The 16,286-nt window shown below is 51.0% G+C and carries 12 protein-coding genes; 3 read left to right on the top strand and 9 right to left on the bottom strand.

Going from position 1 to position 16,286, the window contains the following annotated elements; genetic code table 11:
- The 9 genes from GX117_06150 to GX117_06190 form a co-directional block, all read right to left on the bottom strand.
- The coding region (locus tag GX117_06150; protein NLO32924.1) for an alpha-mannosidase at positions 1–402 on the bottom strand (402 nt) is incomplete at its 3' end.
- A gap of 114 nt (positions 403–516) precedes the next feature.
- Positions 517–744, bottom strand: a complete 228-nt coding sequence (locus tag GX117_06155; protein ID NLO32925.1) for a hypothetical protein — start codon at positions 742–744, stop codon at positions 517–519.
- A gap of 281 nt (positions 745–1,025) precedes the next feature.
- The gene (locus GX117_06160; GenBank protein ID NLO32926.1) at positions 1,026–2,252 is read right to left on the bottom strand and encodes a 2-hydroxyacyl-CoA dehydratase; all 1,227 of its coding nucleotides are present in this window, start codon (positions 2,250–2,252) and stop codon (positions 1,026–1,028) included.
- 132 nt (positions 2,253–2,384) lie between these two features.
- Positions 2,385–3,332 carry a hypothetical protein gene (locus GX117_06165; GenBank protein ID NLO32927.1) on the bottom strand — a complete coding sequence of 316 codons (948 nt, stop codon included), beginning with the start codon at positions 3,330–3,332 and terminating at the stop codon, positions 2,385–2,387.
- Between the two features lie 25 nt (positions 3,333–3,357).
- Positions 3,358–4,275 carry an ABC transporter ATP-binding protein gene (locus GX117_06170; GenBank protein ID NLO32928.1) on the bottom strand — a complete coding sequence of 306 codons (918 nt, stop codon included), beginning with the start codon at positions 4,273–4,275 and terminating at the stop codon, positions 3,358–3,360.
- Positions 4,275–5,147: a hypothetical protein gene (locus GX117_06175; GenBank protein ID NLO32929.1), complete on the bottom strand. Its 873-nt coding sequence runs from the start codon at positions 5,145–5,147 to the stop codon at positions 4,275–4,277. The genes GX117_06170 and GX117_06175 overlap by 1 nt, the downstream gene beginning before the upstream one ends.
- 3 nt (positions 5,148–5,150) lie before the next feature.
- A complete protein-coding gene (locus tag GX117_06180; GenBank protein ID NLO32930.1) occupies positions 5,151–6,071 on the bottom strand; it encodes an ABC transporter ATP-binding protein in 921 nt (306 codons plus the stop codon).
- Positions 6,072–6,123: 52 nt separating this feature from the next.
- Positions 6,124–9,033, bottom strand: a complete 2,910-nt coding sequence (locus tag GX117_06185; GenBank protein NLO32931.1) for a carboxypeptidase regulatory-like domain-containing protein — start codon at positions 9,031–9,033, stop codon at positions 6,124–6,126.
- 252 nt (positions 9,034–9,285) lie between these two features.
- Entirely contained in the window at positions 9,286–11,109 is a 1,824-nt protein-coding gene (locus GX117_06190; GenBank protein NLO32932.1) for a metallophosphoesterase, read from the bottom strand.
- A gap of 921 nt (positions 11,110–12,030) precedes the next feature.
- Between GX117_06190 and GX117_06195 the strand changes: the two genes are divergently transcribed.
- The 3 genes from GX117_06195 (at position 12,031) to GX117_06205 (ending at position 16,277) form a co-directional block, all read left to right on the top strand.
- Positions 12,031–14,349: a YfhO family protein gene (locus GX117_06195; GenBank protein NLO32933.1), complete on the top strand. Its 2,319-nt coding sequence runs from the start codon at positions 12,031–12,033 to the stop codon at positions 14,347–14,349.
- Positions 14,350–14,820: 471 nt separating this feature from the next.
- The gene (locus GX117_06200) at positions 14,821–15,243 is read left to right on the top strand and encodes a hypothetical protein (GenBank protein NLO32934.1); all 423 of its coding nucleotides are present in this window, start codon (positions 14,821–14,823) and stop codon (positions 15,241–15,243) included.
- 14 nt (positions 15,244–15,257) lie between these two features.
- Entirely contained in the window at positions 15,258–16,277 is a 1,020-nt protein-coding gene (locus tag GX117_06205) for a tetratricopeptide repeat protein (protein NLO32935.1), read from the top strand.
- Positions 16,278–16,286: the final 9 nt, after the last annotated feature.

Raw genomic sequence — 16,286 nt, forward strand, 5'->3', positions numbered from 1 at the left:
GATCTGGACCAATCCTCGGGAATGGCCGAAAGGATCAAAGTTGATCGCTGTGGTCGGCTCCACATCAAAATGTTTTTTGAAATAACGCTTCCCCAGAAGAATCTGGCGGATAAAGGATTCTCCGCTGGGCATGTTGCAATCAGGCTGCAAATACCAGCCGCCCATGATGTGCCATTTCTTCTCGCGGACCAGCCGTTGAATGCGCTCAAAAAGGGCGGGCTCATATTCGGCCACCCACTTGTATAAAATCACTTCGTTATGATTGAAGACGAAGCCGTCATGGTCTTCACAAAAATCCGCGGCAGTACGGAAAGTGGATATGGCTTCCGCTGCTCCTTCTTCCCATTCCCACATCCAATAGGGATCCAAATGGGCATTACAAATCAAGTGCAATCGTTTCATGAGCGATCTCCTCTACCGTAAAAACAAAAAAAGGATGTTGAAACAAAAAAGCAAGGATCGGGCACGCAAGACCTTCGGCAGGCCGCCACTTTCCGGCTTGGGGCAAGCAAAGACTCAACAAGTTTTGGGCGGGAATTTCTTACACAAAAATAGGGGCGCTTTAAAATCTTTGCAATCGTTGTTGGGGTTGATCAACATGCACTGGCCGGGAACCATGATCAGTTTCTGAATGTCATTTTCTCGAACACAACTTTGAACCTGCCGTTTTCGACATAAGGCCGTCTCGTCATCGTAAAAGAGGTATTTGCAATGAGAGCACTGTTCCGGAACGGATATATTCATTTTCGAATTCTCCCGCGCAAGATCTTCACCTGATCGGTCACGGCAACTAGGCCTGTCTATGTCCGCTTTAAGGTCGAAGGTCTCTATTAAATAACGAGGTGCAGACCTGCGTTTTAACTATCCTATTTGAATACATCATAGCATAAAATTTCTCTTCGGCGTGATGCTGAAAAGGTAAAAGGAACCGTCCTGTCCACACTGTTTCTTGGGGTTAAGGACGGGATGTCAATGGGCGATACTGCGTCAGAAGTCTGGCGGCTTACCTCTCTAGGCAGGATGTATTAATCCTGCTTGCGAACGGTGAGCGTCTCGAGGAAGGCATCGATGCGCGTATTCACCTGTTCGTCGGACCAGCTGCGCGAATCGTTCATGTCTGCTTCCAGCATGAGCGTGGGAATTCCGTAGCGCTCTTCGAGACGGCGTGCCAGTTCATATTGTCCGAAAGAATAGGCGCGGCAGCTTCGGTTCGAATGCATAACAAAACCGTCAAGACTATATTTTTTGACCATGGCAACCAAGTCATTTTCCCGATAATCTAATCCGTGGTTGATATACCCGCCCAAATAGGTAGATGCATAGGAAAGGAGTTGGTCATTCGGATCTTGCAAAGGACCGCGATAACAAAAGTTTTCAGGATAAGTGGAGACCACTAAGGCGGCTCCTTGTTCGGCAAATTTTAGCGAAAGCGGATTGATATGATGCCAAATCGCGAGGTTGTCCCAGCCGAGCCGGAACTGTTCGCCGGGGATGGCTGCGATATTGTTGCGGACCCGATCTTCCACCTCCGCCTTCAATTCTTCATAATAGTCTATGCACAGTTGGGTGCCGCGCAGGGTGACAATGGGCGCAAGATGAATAAAAGTATCGAAAGAATTCATGGGCGCAGGTTTATGGGCAAGCAATTCCTGAATGTCACGCCAGAGATCAGCAGCCATTTCCGATAAGCGCACACACTCGTAGAAGCGTTCTTGATCGAAGGGCTTACCCGTTACCGCAACAATACCCTCAATATACGCTTCCAGCTGAGCTCTCATATAGCGCAGCCCATGATCCGTGTCTTGAAGGTCATATTGATAGGGCGCGTCAATGTAAAGAAGAGGCACGCTGAAATGGCGCTGCAATTCTTGATACCATTTGGCGACGGTTCCGCAAATATTGTTGCAGCAGACGAGCAAATCAGGTTTTGGGAGGCCGCCTATAGGGCTTGTTCCGGTGAGGATCGCGCCAATATCGGTGCGCGCATAGGAACACAGGTCTTGTGAAAATCCCGCATCTTCCGCTGCGCCGCAAAGGATGTTCGCCATTCGTGTGGCGCCGCACATAGCCGCATGGTTTTCGGGGTAGAGCGGCGTAATGTCGGCGGCATAGAGGAATTCGACAGGAGCGCCGCTGGTAATCCACGCCATTTTTTGATCGGTGCCTTCGCCCATTTTCGCGCCCATGTAGTACATGGTCATGATTTCTTTCATGCGCTTGTACGATTTCAACCGAGGAAGTTCGATGCTCATAGGCAAGTCCTTCTTCTTGGAGCGGAGAAAGGCGATAGAGCGCATTTGTCCGTTCCCGCCATGGTGGTCATTCGTAACTCTTTTATTGCGGCAGCAGGAATGAAGAAGACAAGCTTAGAAAAGCCGAGCTTCTTAACCGCCTGCCGCACGATCTGCCGCATACTCGCGTTTTTGCACAGCTATGATGGTGCTTCCCAAAGCGATTGCTGTAATTATAAACAAAATAAGCAGTGCCTTGCCTGCACTGACTAAAAAGACTTCGCGCTGAAAGGTACCCAAGGCTGTCTGTATTTCGGTCACGTTTCGTTGGGTTGCCATGATGGGCAGCAAAGTATCAATATATTTTCTGACAGTAAAGAAGTCGATCAGACCGGGAATAAGAGTCGCTGCGTATTGCCAGCCGTAGAAAAAGATGACACCATAGACAATGGGCCGCTTCGAAAAGGTTCCGAGAAAGACGGATAGGGAACCGTAAGCGAGTAAGGCAAGGACAATGACGCCCATATAGTGGAACAGGAGTGTCAGATCTGTTATGCGCGTCAGTTCAAGATTTGCGTGGAGGGTGGACGCGGCAAAGGTCAAGGCGCAGGCGCACAACAAGATGGCGGAGGCAACAATCATGAAGGCGATAAATCTACCGAATACCCAAGCGGAACGGGCCGTGGGCCGAACCAGAATATAGATCATGGTGCGCATTTCAATATCTTCCGCCACCAACATGCCGGCGAAGAACAGTGCTAATAAGGGCGTAAACACATTGATAAAAAGATCTTCGGCGAGGCGGACAAAAACGTTATCGCCCAATTCAGAATAATTGCCCAGAGCCAAATAGGACATGGCGATGGGGATCAACACGGGAAGAAAGGCAATCAAGGCGGCCATCGCAAGGCGGCGGCGGCGAAACAAAATCTGAAGGGCATGGCCGCAGGATGCGCCCATTACGGTGAAATACCCGCCATGGTGGGGTTGTTGCTGTGATGTCAACCACGTTGGCAGGGTAAGGACAGCGTTTCCGTTCAATGATCCCGATGCTTCGTTGCCGGGCAGTCCTTGTTCCGGAATATGATCGTCAGTCTTCATAAAAGGATCCTATACGTCCATGACACTATCGGGTCAAATAATCAAATATAGATTGTAAGTTATCATCAGAACAGCTGATGCCTTGGATGCGGGAAGCATCCTCACAGGCCATCTGATTCAAGAGTTCGTAACAGCTGTTCAGTTCTCGAGTATGAATGGTAAAGGCGTCGTTTTCAAATTCCAGTCCCGTCACTTCCGGAAGGGCGGTGAAAGGTTCGGACAAGCCACGGGGATTGCCGGTAGTGACGCGGATAGAGTGGGGGTATTGGTCGATGAGCCTACGGATTTCGCTCAGTTGCCCTTGCGCCAATAAATTGCCCCGATAGATCAACACGATGTTGTCGGTGATCCGTTCTATTTCATAGAGGATATGGCTGGACACGATTACGGACAGCCCCGCATCGGCAAGGGATTGGATCAACATGACCATCTCTTCGCGTCCCCGGGGATCGAGCCCGTTCATGGGTTCATCGAGAAACAATAATTTTGGTGCCGACGCCAAGGCTTGTGCAATTTTGATTCGCTGACGCATGCCTTTACTATAACTGCTGATGGCATCGTGCATGCGCTCGGTCATGCGCGCCATTTCCAGTGCATTGTAGGCGGCTTCATGGGCCTTTTTACGATTCATGCCCCAATAGCGGTTCAGCCAGAACACGAATTCATAGCCGGTCGAGTTTTCAAAGAAATAGTCTGTTTCCGGACAATAACTTACTTGGCGCATGACACCGATATTGTTGCGCGGCTTTTCTCCAAAGAGCTTTATACTGCCGCGGCTTGGCGCATAGAGTCCCAATGCGAGTTTAATAAAGGTGCTTTTTCCCGCGCCATTAGGTCCGAGCAAGCCGGTGATCCCCGGCTTGATGGAGAGGTTAAGATTGTTTACAGCGACTACTTCGCCGAACCATTTTGAAAGTTCATGGGCTTCAATTAACGCGGTCATCACGCCAACTCCTCTCGGCGCAGCCGCCGCAATAAAATAAGCAAGGCCAGCAGACAAACTGTGACAACGAAAAGGAAGGACCAATACCAGGGCAGGGTGAAAAGATTTCGGTGTTCATTAAAGAGCACCTCTCCCACACGGCGCAGCGTCAGGGGGAAAGAGACGGCCAAAAAGTTGCGTTGGCGCAGCAGCGTCGCGAGAAGACCTGAAAAGCTGGAATCTGCCACTAGCGCCATGATGATGGTGATGGTCGCATAGTTTTGTGTGGGCAGCACAGCGGAACACGCCAATACACACAAGGCGGTCGGGATTACGATTAAGAGGGAATAGGCTAAAATGGACAGCGGCCACCACCAGCTCGCCTGCAGGGTTTCAAGTCCCGGCAGCAACAGATTATGGAGCAGCACCAAAAAGATTCCCGGCAGTGCGGTGATGGATAAGCCGAGCAGTACGAGAGTCAAAATCTTGCCCAACGCATAATCTACCCAAGTCAGCGGTTTAGAAAAATAAATTTCCATCAGGTTGTTGCGTACGTCGTTGCAGATCATGCCTGCGCCGCTGTAGAGCAGAATAATGAACATGATGGAGGTCTGCAAGTATAGGAAGCCGAAGAAGGTTGTTGCTTTAATTTCGATGGCGGCAATATTGGAGAAAACCAGCTGCAGCGGATTATTCGGATCTTGGGCAAGCACATCATAGCCCACAATCTGGAGCAGGCGTATAATCACATGGAGGCAGGCAATGAGATAGAGGAGTTTGAAAATACGAAATTTCGCGAGGGTCCTCAATTCCTGTTCGATAACGACCAGCCATCGAAAATGTTTGCGGGGCCGCCCTTCATATTCCCGAAAGGTGTTAGCATAAATCGGCACGGATCAGTCCTTTCCAACGGCCTGCAAAAAGACCGATTCGAGGCTATGGCGGGCAGGCTGAAAATGTCGAATTTGCGAGGAACAGTCTGCCGCTGTTTTGAAAAGCTGTTGTATATCGCCGTTATCACGGCATTGAACGAGCCAGGTATTGCCGGGGGGAATACGCTCACAGTGCATGCCCAGCCCCTGCAATGCCGCCACGCACGCGGCGTCATTGTCGCGGAAACGAAGCTCATAGCGGTTGGCTTGCGGTCCCGTCAAGCTTTCAATGTCACCTTGCTGAACCACGCGCCCTTTGTTGATCACGATCAGATGTTTGCAGACATGTTGTACATCGGGCAGCAGGTGAGAGGATACTACCACCGATATGCCCGGTCGTTTACTGATGTCTTTAATCAGGTTCAAGATTTCAATGCGCCCATCGGGATCGAGTCCGTTGGTGGGCTCATCGAAGAGCAAGAGTTTTGGATCGTGCAAAATGGCTTGCGCAAGTTTTACACGCTGCAGCATGCCCGTTGAATAACTCTCCATTGTGCGGTAACGGCTGTCGCCCAGCTTAACATAGTTCAGCACTTCATGGGCACGTTCGAGGGCGTCCACATGGCTCATTCCAAAGATGCGGCCGCAGTATCGCAAGAAGGAAACGGCGCTTACCTTGGGGCTGGATATCTCGCGTTCAGGCATATAGCCGAGCCGATGCCGGATATTGATCGCCTGCTCCGGCATCTCCATATCGAAGACGCGTATGCGCCCCTTTTCTGCGCGCACAAAGCCGAGCAAGGTTTTTATAAGCGTACTTTTGCCCGCGCCATTCGGACCGAGCAGCCCTGTGGCGCCACTTTTCAATTCGAGGGTGACGCCATCCAGAGCACGCACATCACGATAGGACACACATAAATCAGATAGGGATATTACTGGTGTCAACGGTTATTATTCCCGGTGTTGTAGCAGACGGAATCCGTCAGCCCGTAACATTTTAGTAGTTAACATTTAACACGAGCGGAAGCACTTCTCCCTGCTCCACGTTAATGAATTCACTATGCACATAACGCACTTCTAAGGGGTTGCCAATGCCCATCTCGAAATAAAAGATGTCCAGCTGCCATTCGCCGGGCATCACATCTTCCATGAGGAAGCTTCCGGCGGGGTTGATCCCCACGCTTTGACCCAGCAGTTGGGTAACGTCCACCGTTTCGCCCAAGGGCGCTTGCGACATGCCCGGGCGTACGAGAACGACCCGTCCGCCGAGCAGATTGACGGGGCCGGGGATGCACTGCCCTTCAATGCGGCCGCCTTCTTGGGTCCCGAAATCGTAGCGCGTTGCGACGCCCTCTTCCACGGTCAATTGCACGCCTCGCGCGTCATAGATGCTGGTCAGATCGCCGGAGCTGATGTCGGTGACCATGGCTTGGTATTCGCCTGAGGCAAGGCCGTCAAGATAATAGTAGCCGCTTTGGTCTGTAGTGACATTCTGGGTGACGCCATTGCCTACGACCAAGATGACCGCTTCAGACATGGCACGCCCCTCACTGTAGACATAGCCTTCAATAGCGCCGCCCGAACCGAAACGTATCCGTATATTTTCTTGACGATCGCCCACACCAACAACAATCAATTCGCTTTGTGAGGTGGGGTAGCCGGGATGTTCTGCAACGATAACGTAATCGCCTTCGGGCAGACTGTCGAAAGAAAAGACGCCGTCGCTGCCTGTTCGTTGAATTTGGTTATCGGGAACGGCATTGGAAGCAAGCATCATCAAGGCTTCTGCAGGCGACGAGGCTTCGAGCAGTGTCACCCGTGTGCCCGCAATATCGCCGCCGTCATTGGCGTACACACTTCCCGCAATGACGCTGCCTTCATCGGAAAGGATCAGATCGATACCGTCGAGAATTTCGCCCGCCTCCACTTTGATCTCAGTGCGCGCAGGCGTATAGCCGGATGCAGTCGCTTCCAGCCGATAGGTGCCCGCGTTAATACTTAATTCATAGCTGCCGTCAGGCGCATAAAATTGTTCGGAACGGATATTTTGGGACATCATCCCCATCACATTGACGGCGCCCGTGTTTTCCGACAAGGGATACGCGGCGACTTCATAGCTTTCCAAGGCTTCGCTTCGACCTTTGGCGAGGACGCGTCCGCGCACCACAGCCGTCTGACGCATGAGGATACGGGTCTCGTCATTCAAGCGTACACGGCGCACGGTGGTGGGGGAATAGCCGTCTTTTTCCGCCACAATGCTGTATTGTCCTGAGCCGACGCTGTCAAAGCGGAACTTACCGTTGTTGGCAGTGGTCGTTGTCAGTTCAAAGCCCTGAAATCCGCCCATCGTCACGCCGGCAAGGCGTATATTGACGCCGTCCACGCCGGCGCCGCGATCGTCCACCGCCTGTCCATAGACAGCGAAAGAACCCTCTTCGATATTGCTTAATATAACCTTGACCCCTTGGAGGTCACTGTAACCGTCGGGATAAATGGGAGTGCCTAAGGGCGACACTTTGTAGCCTTCTTTTTGCGCGAAAATTTGATATTCACCGGCAGGAAGTTCTTCGATTAGGAAGTTGCCGTCCTTGTCGGAGGTGGCATTTCTAAAGGCTTGGGCGGAAGTCATGCTTCGGAAGAAACTGCCATAGCCGGGAATGCAAATGATTTGGGCTCCCGGTACGGCTTGATTTTTTTCGGTGGTTACCTGACCGGAAACATTGGTTCCGGAAAAGAGGAAGATATCAATTTTGACGTTGCGTTGAGAGGGGGTCAACAAGAAGGGATCGCTCAGCTGTGGCGCTTCTTTGTCTGAAGAGGCGTGCAGACGCCATTCTTGTCCAAAAGGAACGCCGAGCAGTTCGTAATAGCCTTCTGAATCGGTCATATCCATAATGGGACGCGCTTCTTTCGCGATGGTGCTCAACGCCTGGGAGAACATGCTTTCTCCGGAGCTGAGAAGGACGTTAGCCGATTCAATGGGTCGATTATCCATGGTTAGCACATGACCCCAAACAACGCCTGCCGCTTCCACTTCAAAGTTGATGTTTTTGATGCGTTCATCGGCCCGTTTGATGGATACTTTCTGGAAGGGCAGGGCATGTCCCGCCATATAGGCGGACTCGCGCAAATCTACGGCTACGCTCAGTTCGCCGGTAGGCAAGCCTTCCACCGTATAATTGCCGTCACTATCCGTAACACCGGAAGGGTCGCCAACGGATTCCACACGAACCGTCACGCCGGCCGCGCCATTGCTGCTGCCCGCTTCTGTGACACGGCCCGAGATACTCGCCCCCGATGATAGCCGCGCTTCCAGATGATAGCTCGTTTGTTCTTCATCGACCGGTGCCGTATCGCCCACAAATGGAATATAGCCCGGCGCCTGAATCGTCACTTCATAGACCCCTGCCCGGGTCACGTTCACGGTGAAGGTTCCTTTTTCGTCGCTGGAGCCGCTTTGCCGTTCTCGGAATTGCATCGCCATACGACGCCGTTGCACTCTATCCATTGACGCCAGAACGATCCTATCGTTGGCATCAGGTTTACGCTCTACGAAAATGCGTGCATTCGCAATGGCAGTTTGATCCGCCGCTTTTAAGACGACACCGCTGATTTCCAAATCAAGCGGAGGTTCTTCTTCGATTGCCGCTGTTTCCGGGACTTCTGTAACGGTGACCGCCGGCATGGGCTCCGTTTCTGAAACCGTGTATTCCGGCATAGCGGTGATGATCTGACCTTCGCTTTTCTTCGGCCGGGCTTCATAGCTGATGCGCGACGTAGGCGGTGGTGCAGGTTTGCGCGGCGCAAACATGAAACTTAAGCCGATTACGGCAATTAGCACTAACACCACCATGGCGATAATTTGAATAATAGATACGGATGAAATAGAACTTCGTCTGGGAGGCATTGTCACATTCCTGTACTGTTTGGATAATTAAGCGTATATCCATAACGTTAATTATCGTCAGAAAGTATACACGTTCCGGGTATGCAGGAAAAAACAGCCTATGTTGCAAAGACTTTTACTGCGGTCTATAGTTCGTTTCCGAGGGATTGTTCTCGACACTTAGACCGAATATAAAAAAGGCTGCAAGGATTTCATACCCATGCAGCCTTTATTTAGCTCGGTTGCGTGCACTTCTATTTGCACTATTGCCTTCTATTTTGTCATCATCAGACTGTCGTACACGGTTCCATCTGCTTTGTATACATTAAAGATAAGATGGAAATGGGACACGGTAAAAGCGGTGCAGGTGGCGAAACCGTCGCGATTGACCACCTCAGCATAATCGGGGGCAGACCCTGATTCAGGGCGTCCGTCAATAGATACGGAAATCAGATAAATGGTACCGTCTTGCGGGGAGTCGACCACTTTACCACCGTTCATGGGGTAGGTGCGCAAATAATGATGTACATGGCCGGTCAGTGCAAGATCCACGTGGTATTTGTCGAAGAGGGGCACCCATAATTCTTCGATTTCAGGATACTCTCTTTCTAAAGCATAAGGCGGGAAATGAAATACAGCAACTTTCCAGCGTGCCTCTTCATTCTCACGGAGTGTTTGCTCTAACCATGCAGTCTGAACATCAATTTCTTCAGTCACGTCTAGAGAAACCATAAAAAGATCGCCATAGGTAAAGCTGTAGCTTTGACCGCGAAGCAGACCTTCGGGGCCATTGTCGGGGTAACGGAGCAGGGTGCGGTACAAGCCGGAACCCAAGCCGTCAATGGCGTCATGATTGCCGATACAGGACATGAGGGGCCGTTCCCTCAAAAAGGCGGAGAAGAGGCTGAAGGTCATGTCCCAATCTTCGCGGTGCTGACCGGTGCCGACATGATCGCCGGAGATGACGAGGAAGTCTGCTTTGGGATGTTTTTCCCAAGCGGCCGATAACACAGCGGCACGTTCCGGGCGTCTGTGATTGTCGCTCATCCATAAGAAGGTAATCTCGTCAGATTCTTTCGGGGCGGTGCGAAATTCAGACACGAGGAGGGCATCCGTTTCGGGATTGCCCTTTCCCAACGCGTAGGCATAGACGGTTCCGGGCTCAAGTCCTTCCAAGGTGGCGGTGTGCCAAAGGACTCGGGAATCATTCACGATATTGCGGGCATACAATTCAACATAGGAACCCTTGGCTTGGATCCAACTGCCTTCCGTATCATCCTTGACGCGGTACTGCAGGGCAGAGTCTCTGTCGCCGTCCAGCGACGTGCGCCATTGAATGGTTTGCGTCGTTTGGGGATCATCACTCCAAGTCAACACGGGCAGATCGGGGAATGCTGTCGCTGCACGGTGGGTTTCACGGAAGACGCCGATAAGTTCGGCTTCACGCGCCCTGCCGCGTATGGTCGGTAGCAGTACCTGACCTTCGAGCGGCGCAGACACCTCTTCCACTACCAGATCCGGCCAATCCATATAAATAGGAGCGCCTTTGGTGAATAGGAAAGGGTTGTGGGTGAAGGGGACGATGTTGGATACTTCCGGCTGCACGCCTTGGGTTTGCGCGCCGACACTCACAAAATAGTGGGGGCGATGACGGTCAAATCCATTAACGCCCAGTCCGACACGGCCGGCGGGGAAGGATTTTTGCCACACTTCATAGGTGTACATTTCATTGCGGGCGCTGAGCGCGGTTTTGAGAAAGCCCTGATCTTCGAGCCAGAAAGGCGGCGTTTCCTGTTTCGTATCACGCATGACAGAAACCACGACCGGAACATTCACATCAAAGGTCCAGTATTCGGTGCCGAGCAATTGGCGCTGTTCATCGGTCATGGTGTCCAGAATGGTTTCATTAGTCAGTGCGGCCATGGCTTTCATGTCCCGACCAACCGATAATTTCACGGTCAAGTCATCCATAACAGCCGCCACTGCGGGCACTTCAGCGACGGCGGAGATCGTGGCGCTCAGCATGGCCACCACTAAACAGATCCCCCAAAACAGCTGCGATTGGAGGGGTGGGCGCGTTCCTTTAGATTTCATCATAATCGTTCCTTTATTAACAGACCCAATTCCTAAAAGATCGAGGTACGATCTTCAAGCAGCGTCTGTCCATTCAAAATAATGGTGTTTTTACAAGGGTAACATGCGCTTTCGATTCATAAAGGAAGAACCAAAGGGCTCTATCAACATTAAAATTGAGTGTACAGGATTTTGTAACAATCGATCAAAAAAAGCGATTAACTTCGTTGCGGCTGGTTGAGGAATGCCACGTCGAAGACTATTTACAAAATACTTGTGACAAAAGTCCTGGTCGATTGTAAAATAGCTAGACTTTGATGATACGAAACAATTGAATCTCCTTAGACTTTCAGCCCCTAGAGGTGTCGGCAATCTTTTTATCCTGCCCCCTTTTTCCATAAAAATATGGTACAGTTGGGTTGGGAATAGATGGCGGCAAAAAAAGTTGAATTTATGACTTGTCAACCAGAAACGGTAACAAACACGTTTTATAGGTGAAAGTTGAAAAAAAAAATAACCTGACGGAATGTTTTCTCCCCGGCAGTTGTTATTTACAATAGAACACACAATAGAACACACAATTGAATCCTCCCCATTTAGAGTTTTTAAGTTGGCCTTTTGACTCGCCCTGTACATTATGTGCAGGTTTGAGAGGTCCTGAGTCGGAAGAACTCTGAATCAGGTAAATGCGGAACCATGGCAGGTATCCCCTCCCCCACTTCCTCCCCTCCCCTTCCCCTACCATGGTTCCGCTCGTTTTTTATCTATAAGTTTCATGTGAAGTGGACTAGATTCGCCACTCCGTGATAGGATTTACAGCAATCGTTACTGTCGCCCGTCTCTATCCGGGATGGAAGCAGACTTTAGCCGCGGCAGCGACTCCAAAATAGTATCGGGTCGGACTTTGTCTCGTACGAAGCTTCGACGGGGAAAATAAGTACCGCTGTGAAATCTTTTCTTCAGACGCCGCATCAACGTTTTTCGCCGGTACCGCTTTTTTTTGCGGCGCTCCTTTTTATTTTGTGCAGCCCGGTATTCTGGATTAACGTCGAATCCCGCGACAGCACGAGTACCACCCTGTCCGGCGAAAATCAACGACTCGTTCGTGAAGTTTATCCCCGCCTGAGTTATGGCTATGAGCGGCTTGCGAAGGGGGATTTGCCTTTATGGAATAATGAGCAGCTCTGCGGTATCCCATTTTTCGCCGATCCTCGTAATGCACTGGCACAACCTTTAAACTTGCTCTTTTTGTTTTTCGAGTCTTCCCGTGCCATGGTACTGCATGCCTTTATTGCCCTGTCCTTGATGGGTTTTTTCTTTACGCTCTATTTGCGGTCCATGGGACTCCGCTATGTTTCGGCAGCATTGGGCGGCGTAACCTATATGTGCTGCGGCGCGACTACCTCGGTCATGTCCCATTCTGCCTATGTACCCGCCTTGGTTTGGCTGCCTCTTTTGTGTTTGTTGATCCGAGAGTATACGTTGCATCAACCACGGCCCGCTCTTATTTGGTGGGGAAGTCTTATCAGCGCCTTTATCGGATTGTCCGGATCTTTTTTAATCAATGTGACAGCGCTGAGTCTTGCCTACGGTTTAGGGCTAACGGCGTTGCTCTTTGGTCATCCCGACACGGAAGAGACCGACTCAAAGCCCAAGCGTTATCTCTGGGCACGTCTGCGCGGTTTATTTATCATGGCCTTTTTAGGGCTTCTCTTGACCGCTGTGCAATGGGTGCCCACCTTCGTGTGGATCAGAGATTTAGCAGAACCCCTTCATTTTTTGACCCGTTTCGATCTGGCTTCCGAGATCCCTTTTAACGTGAAAGGTTTTTTGGCGCAATTGTTGGAAGCCCACAGTGAACGAGGCGTGCCCATTGCTTATTTTGGCATGGGCGCACTGCTCTTGGCGCCGATCGCCTTTTTTCATGGGGTGCAGCGATGGGAACGGTTTTTCTTCTTCGGTATCCCTGTCGGTGTCTGGCTGCTAATCTTTATTTGGGGTACGGCAGACCGGCCCGCCCCGGGATTCGTCTCCGCATTGGCGTATCCCGCCGCTTTTGCCGGTTGTGTGTTGACCGCGCTGGGGGCGGATCGTCTGTTCATGCCGCGGCGACGCGATTTCACCCCGCGATTATGGGCGCCCCTTCTGTTAGTGCTCTTATTGATCGGCATTCTTTTTATATTGGCACCGGCACACATGCGGGGTCGTATCTTGCCTGTACCGGGCGCGGTACTCTTCTTCGCCCTCTTTAGGCGCAATTGGGCGGCCGCCTTGAGCGGCATGCTCTTGTTGTGTTTCCAGTTTGTCGATCTCAACACGACCATGGTTCATTATCAGATTCATCCTTTTTTTGTGCCGTCCACAGCGCGCGCATTGGACGACGCCCTTGCAAACCGTCTTCATGAAACAACCTTGGACGATCGGTGTATGGTTTTTCCCCTCAGCGGCTCTCCACGCTTGCATCCCAATATGGGTATGCTCGCACACTTGTCCATGATCAATGCGCTGGGCTTGCCGCTGACAAAAGAGCAGCAACTCTGGCAAGCCGTTCTGGACAGCAGCGACTTGTCCGCAACAAAAGCTTCCCTTGCCGGATTGTTAAATGTCATGGCTGTTCGATCTGTTGCCGTAATCGGAGAGCGGGACTCCATCCAAAAAGCGCTGCCCATCACCAGGCTCCGGCCCCGAGGAGTCTACGGCGATATTCATGTCTTTGCGAATGAAGATGTATTGCCCCGTATCAGTTGGGCGCAGTCGTGGCAACTTGCGTTGGACGGCAACGCTGCGCTTGAGGTCATGGGCGCGCCGGAATTCAACAGCCGGCAAAAATGTGTTATCGTACCCGCTGATACAGCGCTCAGCCATCTTGTGCAAGTGCTTCCGGAGCGGATGCCCCTCGCCGACGGAGCCGCGACAGGATCTGCATCCCGTCCCGAACTGCGCTTGGTGGCGGATCAGCCGGAAAAGGTATCTATGACCGTGGAAACGCGGGAATCGGGTATTTTGGTGTTGAGTGATTCCTACGCTCGAGGATGGCGCGCCTACGTGGACGGGAAATCAGTGCCGGTCTTGCGGGTCAACGGATTGTTTCGCGGCATTGCTTTATCGGCGGGCAAACATGAAGTCAGTTTTTATTACATCCCCTTAGCTTTTTATATCGGTGTGATCTTTTCTCTTTTGGGTTTATTCCTTTTGGTGGTTTTGGGAATACGCAGCTTTTTGACACGTCCATTCGCCCTTCCTTTCGATGTGAAAAAAGTTTAGGACTGCCCACGCCCTATTTTCTCTTGTCTTGAAGAGACTTTTCCGAGGTAAAAAGCAGAGAATGCGTGTCGATCTCTAAAAATAATATTGCGGAAAACTTATCGTTGCGGATGATGACTTATGGGTATATGTTATAACCATATGTAATAAAGGGATTTAACGGTGTGAATACTGAAGCGACGCGAAACGGCTAGGGATCGGAAAAATAGAGCGATGGCAGCGGGCACTTTTTCCTGAAACTTTATGCCTTCTTAACGTATACTACTTATAATATAGTGTAGCGAAAATACAGATTTTCGCAGGTAGAAACAAAGAGCCTCCTTGTTGGTATACTATAGGAGTGCCGATGATCGGCAGTTTTTTTAAGGATAATTTGATGCGGTCGATACGAGCTTTAGGGGGTGTCTGTAAGCTTGGCTGTTACGGGCAACCGAAAACAGCCGGGGATAGTGTCGACCGAATCGGGGAGTAATGATGTTACAAACACGGTATAGCCTGGTTTTTTCCCGTGGCTTGCTGGTGCAAATCGTGCTATTGGTTGCGTTTGCTGCCTCCGCTGTGGCAGAATCTATGTCAGTGCCTCCGGAAGCAGTGGACGAGCAAAAGATTTTTTGGGGCAGTGCTAATAAATTTGAGAAACCCGGGTCAGTTGATTATTTTGTCTTGGTTTCAGCTACGGAAGAATATAAGGTTGCCCAAAAAGCCGAAAAAGACTCGGCCAAGTATTGGATTCACATCAACAAGGCCAATGAAATGGCTGTGAAAGCGATTGGCGAAGTTGGCGGTGAAACAGACTATGATCTTATTGTCTGGAAAGGGTACCTGGAGGGTTTGGAACCGTCCATTGCTACGGATGATATTACCGACTTGGTTCTAACCAAATTATCCCATTAGGAAACTCTTTTCGCATGACAGCACGATGTTCTCTTTTCCCTGCAATGCAGAGGGCGTATTTTTTTAGGATAAGGCGTTGCTTTGTCGCGCTGCTCTTTGGCTTTATGTTGGGACTGATCCCATTGCCCGCCCGTGCCGATACCCTTTCGTTGAGCAGCGATGCGTCTTATATGACTTCTCCCGCCGGTGCCTCCCGTGAACTGAGCGCGGCTAAGCGTATGATGAAAGCAGGTGAGTATTCCACCGCCATTCCCCGGCTCACGCAGATTATCAGCAAGTACCCGGGGTCGAGTGCAGGCGTGGAAGCCCGCTACCATCTCGGCGATGCGTATTTTAATCTGGGCGCTTATTCTGATGCCCTCCGCTGTATTCAAGAATATTTGGATCTTGCGCCGCAAGGTGACTATGTGGAAAGCAGTCAGGCGCTGATCGGGAAAATGACCGATACAGCGGCACAGGCGACGCCGACCGAACAAGAAGCACAGATAGCCGCCTTGGAAGCTGCCATAGCGGAGGAACCGGATAATATGGTACCGCGCTTGGAGCTGGCAGAATTATTATGGTCCCTTGGCAGCTACCAAGAAGCCGGAGCCGTCTATACCGAACTCTTGCGGCGTTGGCCGAAATTAGAATCAGATGTCGTGGTACGGCAGCGGATACAGCGGGATGAAACGGGTCAGTTGGTGGTGTTGACTCCCGAAGAGGTGGAGCGCCAATATCGGGAAGCGGAACCGTTGAAGATTTATAATGTCTCCTCTTTCCGCAGCGGACGATTTGAGACATGGCCCGCCACCGCGTCGGAGCGTTATTATAATGTGACCGGTCAGGCGGTCAACCAAGGTACCCGTCCTTTGAATGACGTGCGCGTTGTTGTTACCATTTATGGTTTGGGACAAATGGTCTTCGATACAAAGACCGTTGTGCTGGGATCCTTGCGCCCCGGTGAAGTCCGCGCTTTTAGTGCACAATTTAGTTCCTTTGATAATATTTATAATATTTCCCGCCATGAGTGTGTGGGAAGTTTTCAACGCTAAGCAAAATAA

The sequence above is a fragment of the Candidatus Hydrogenedentota bacterium genome, assembly GCA_012523015.1.
GTDB lineage: Bacteria > Hydrogenedentota > Hydrogenedentia > Hydrogenedentales > CAITNO01 > JAAYBJ01.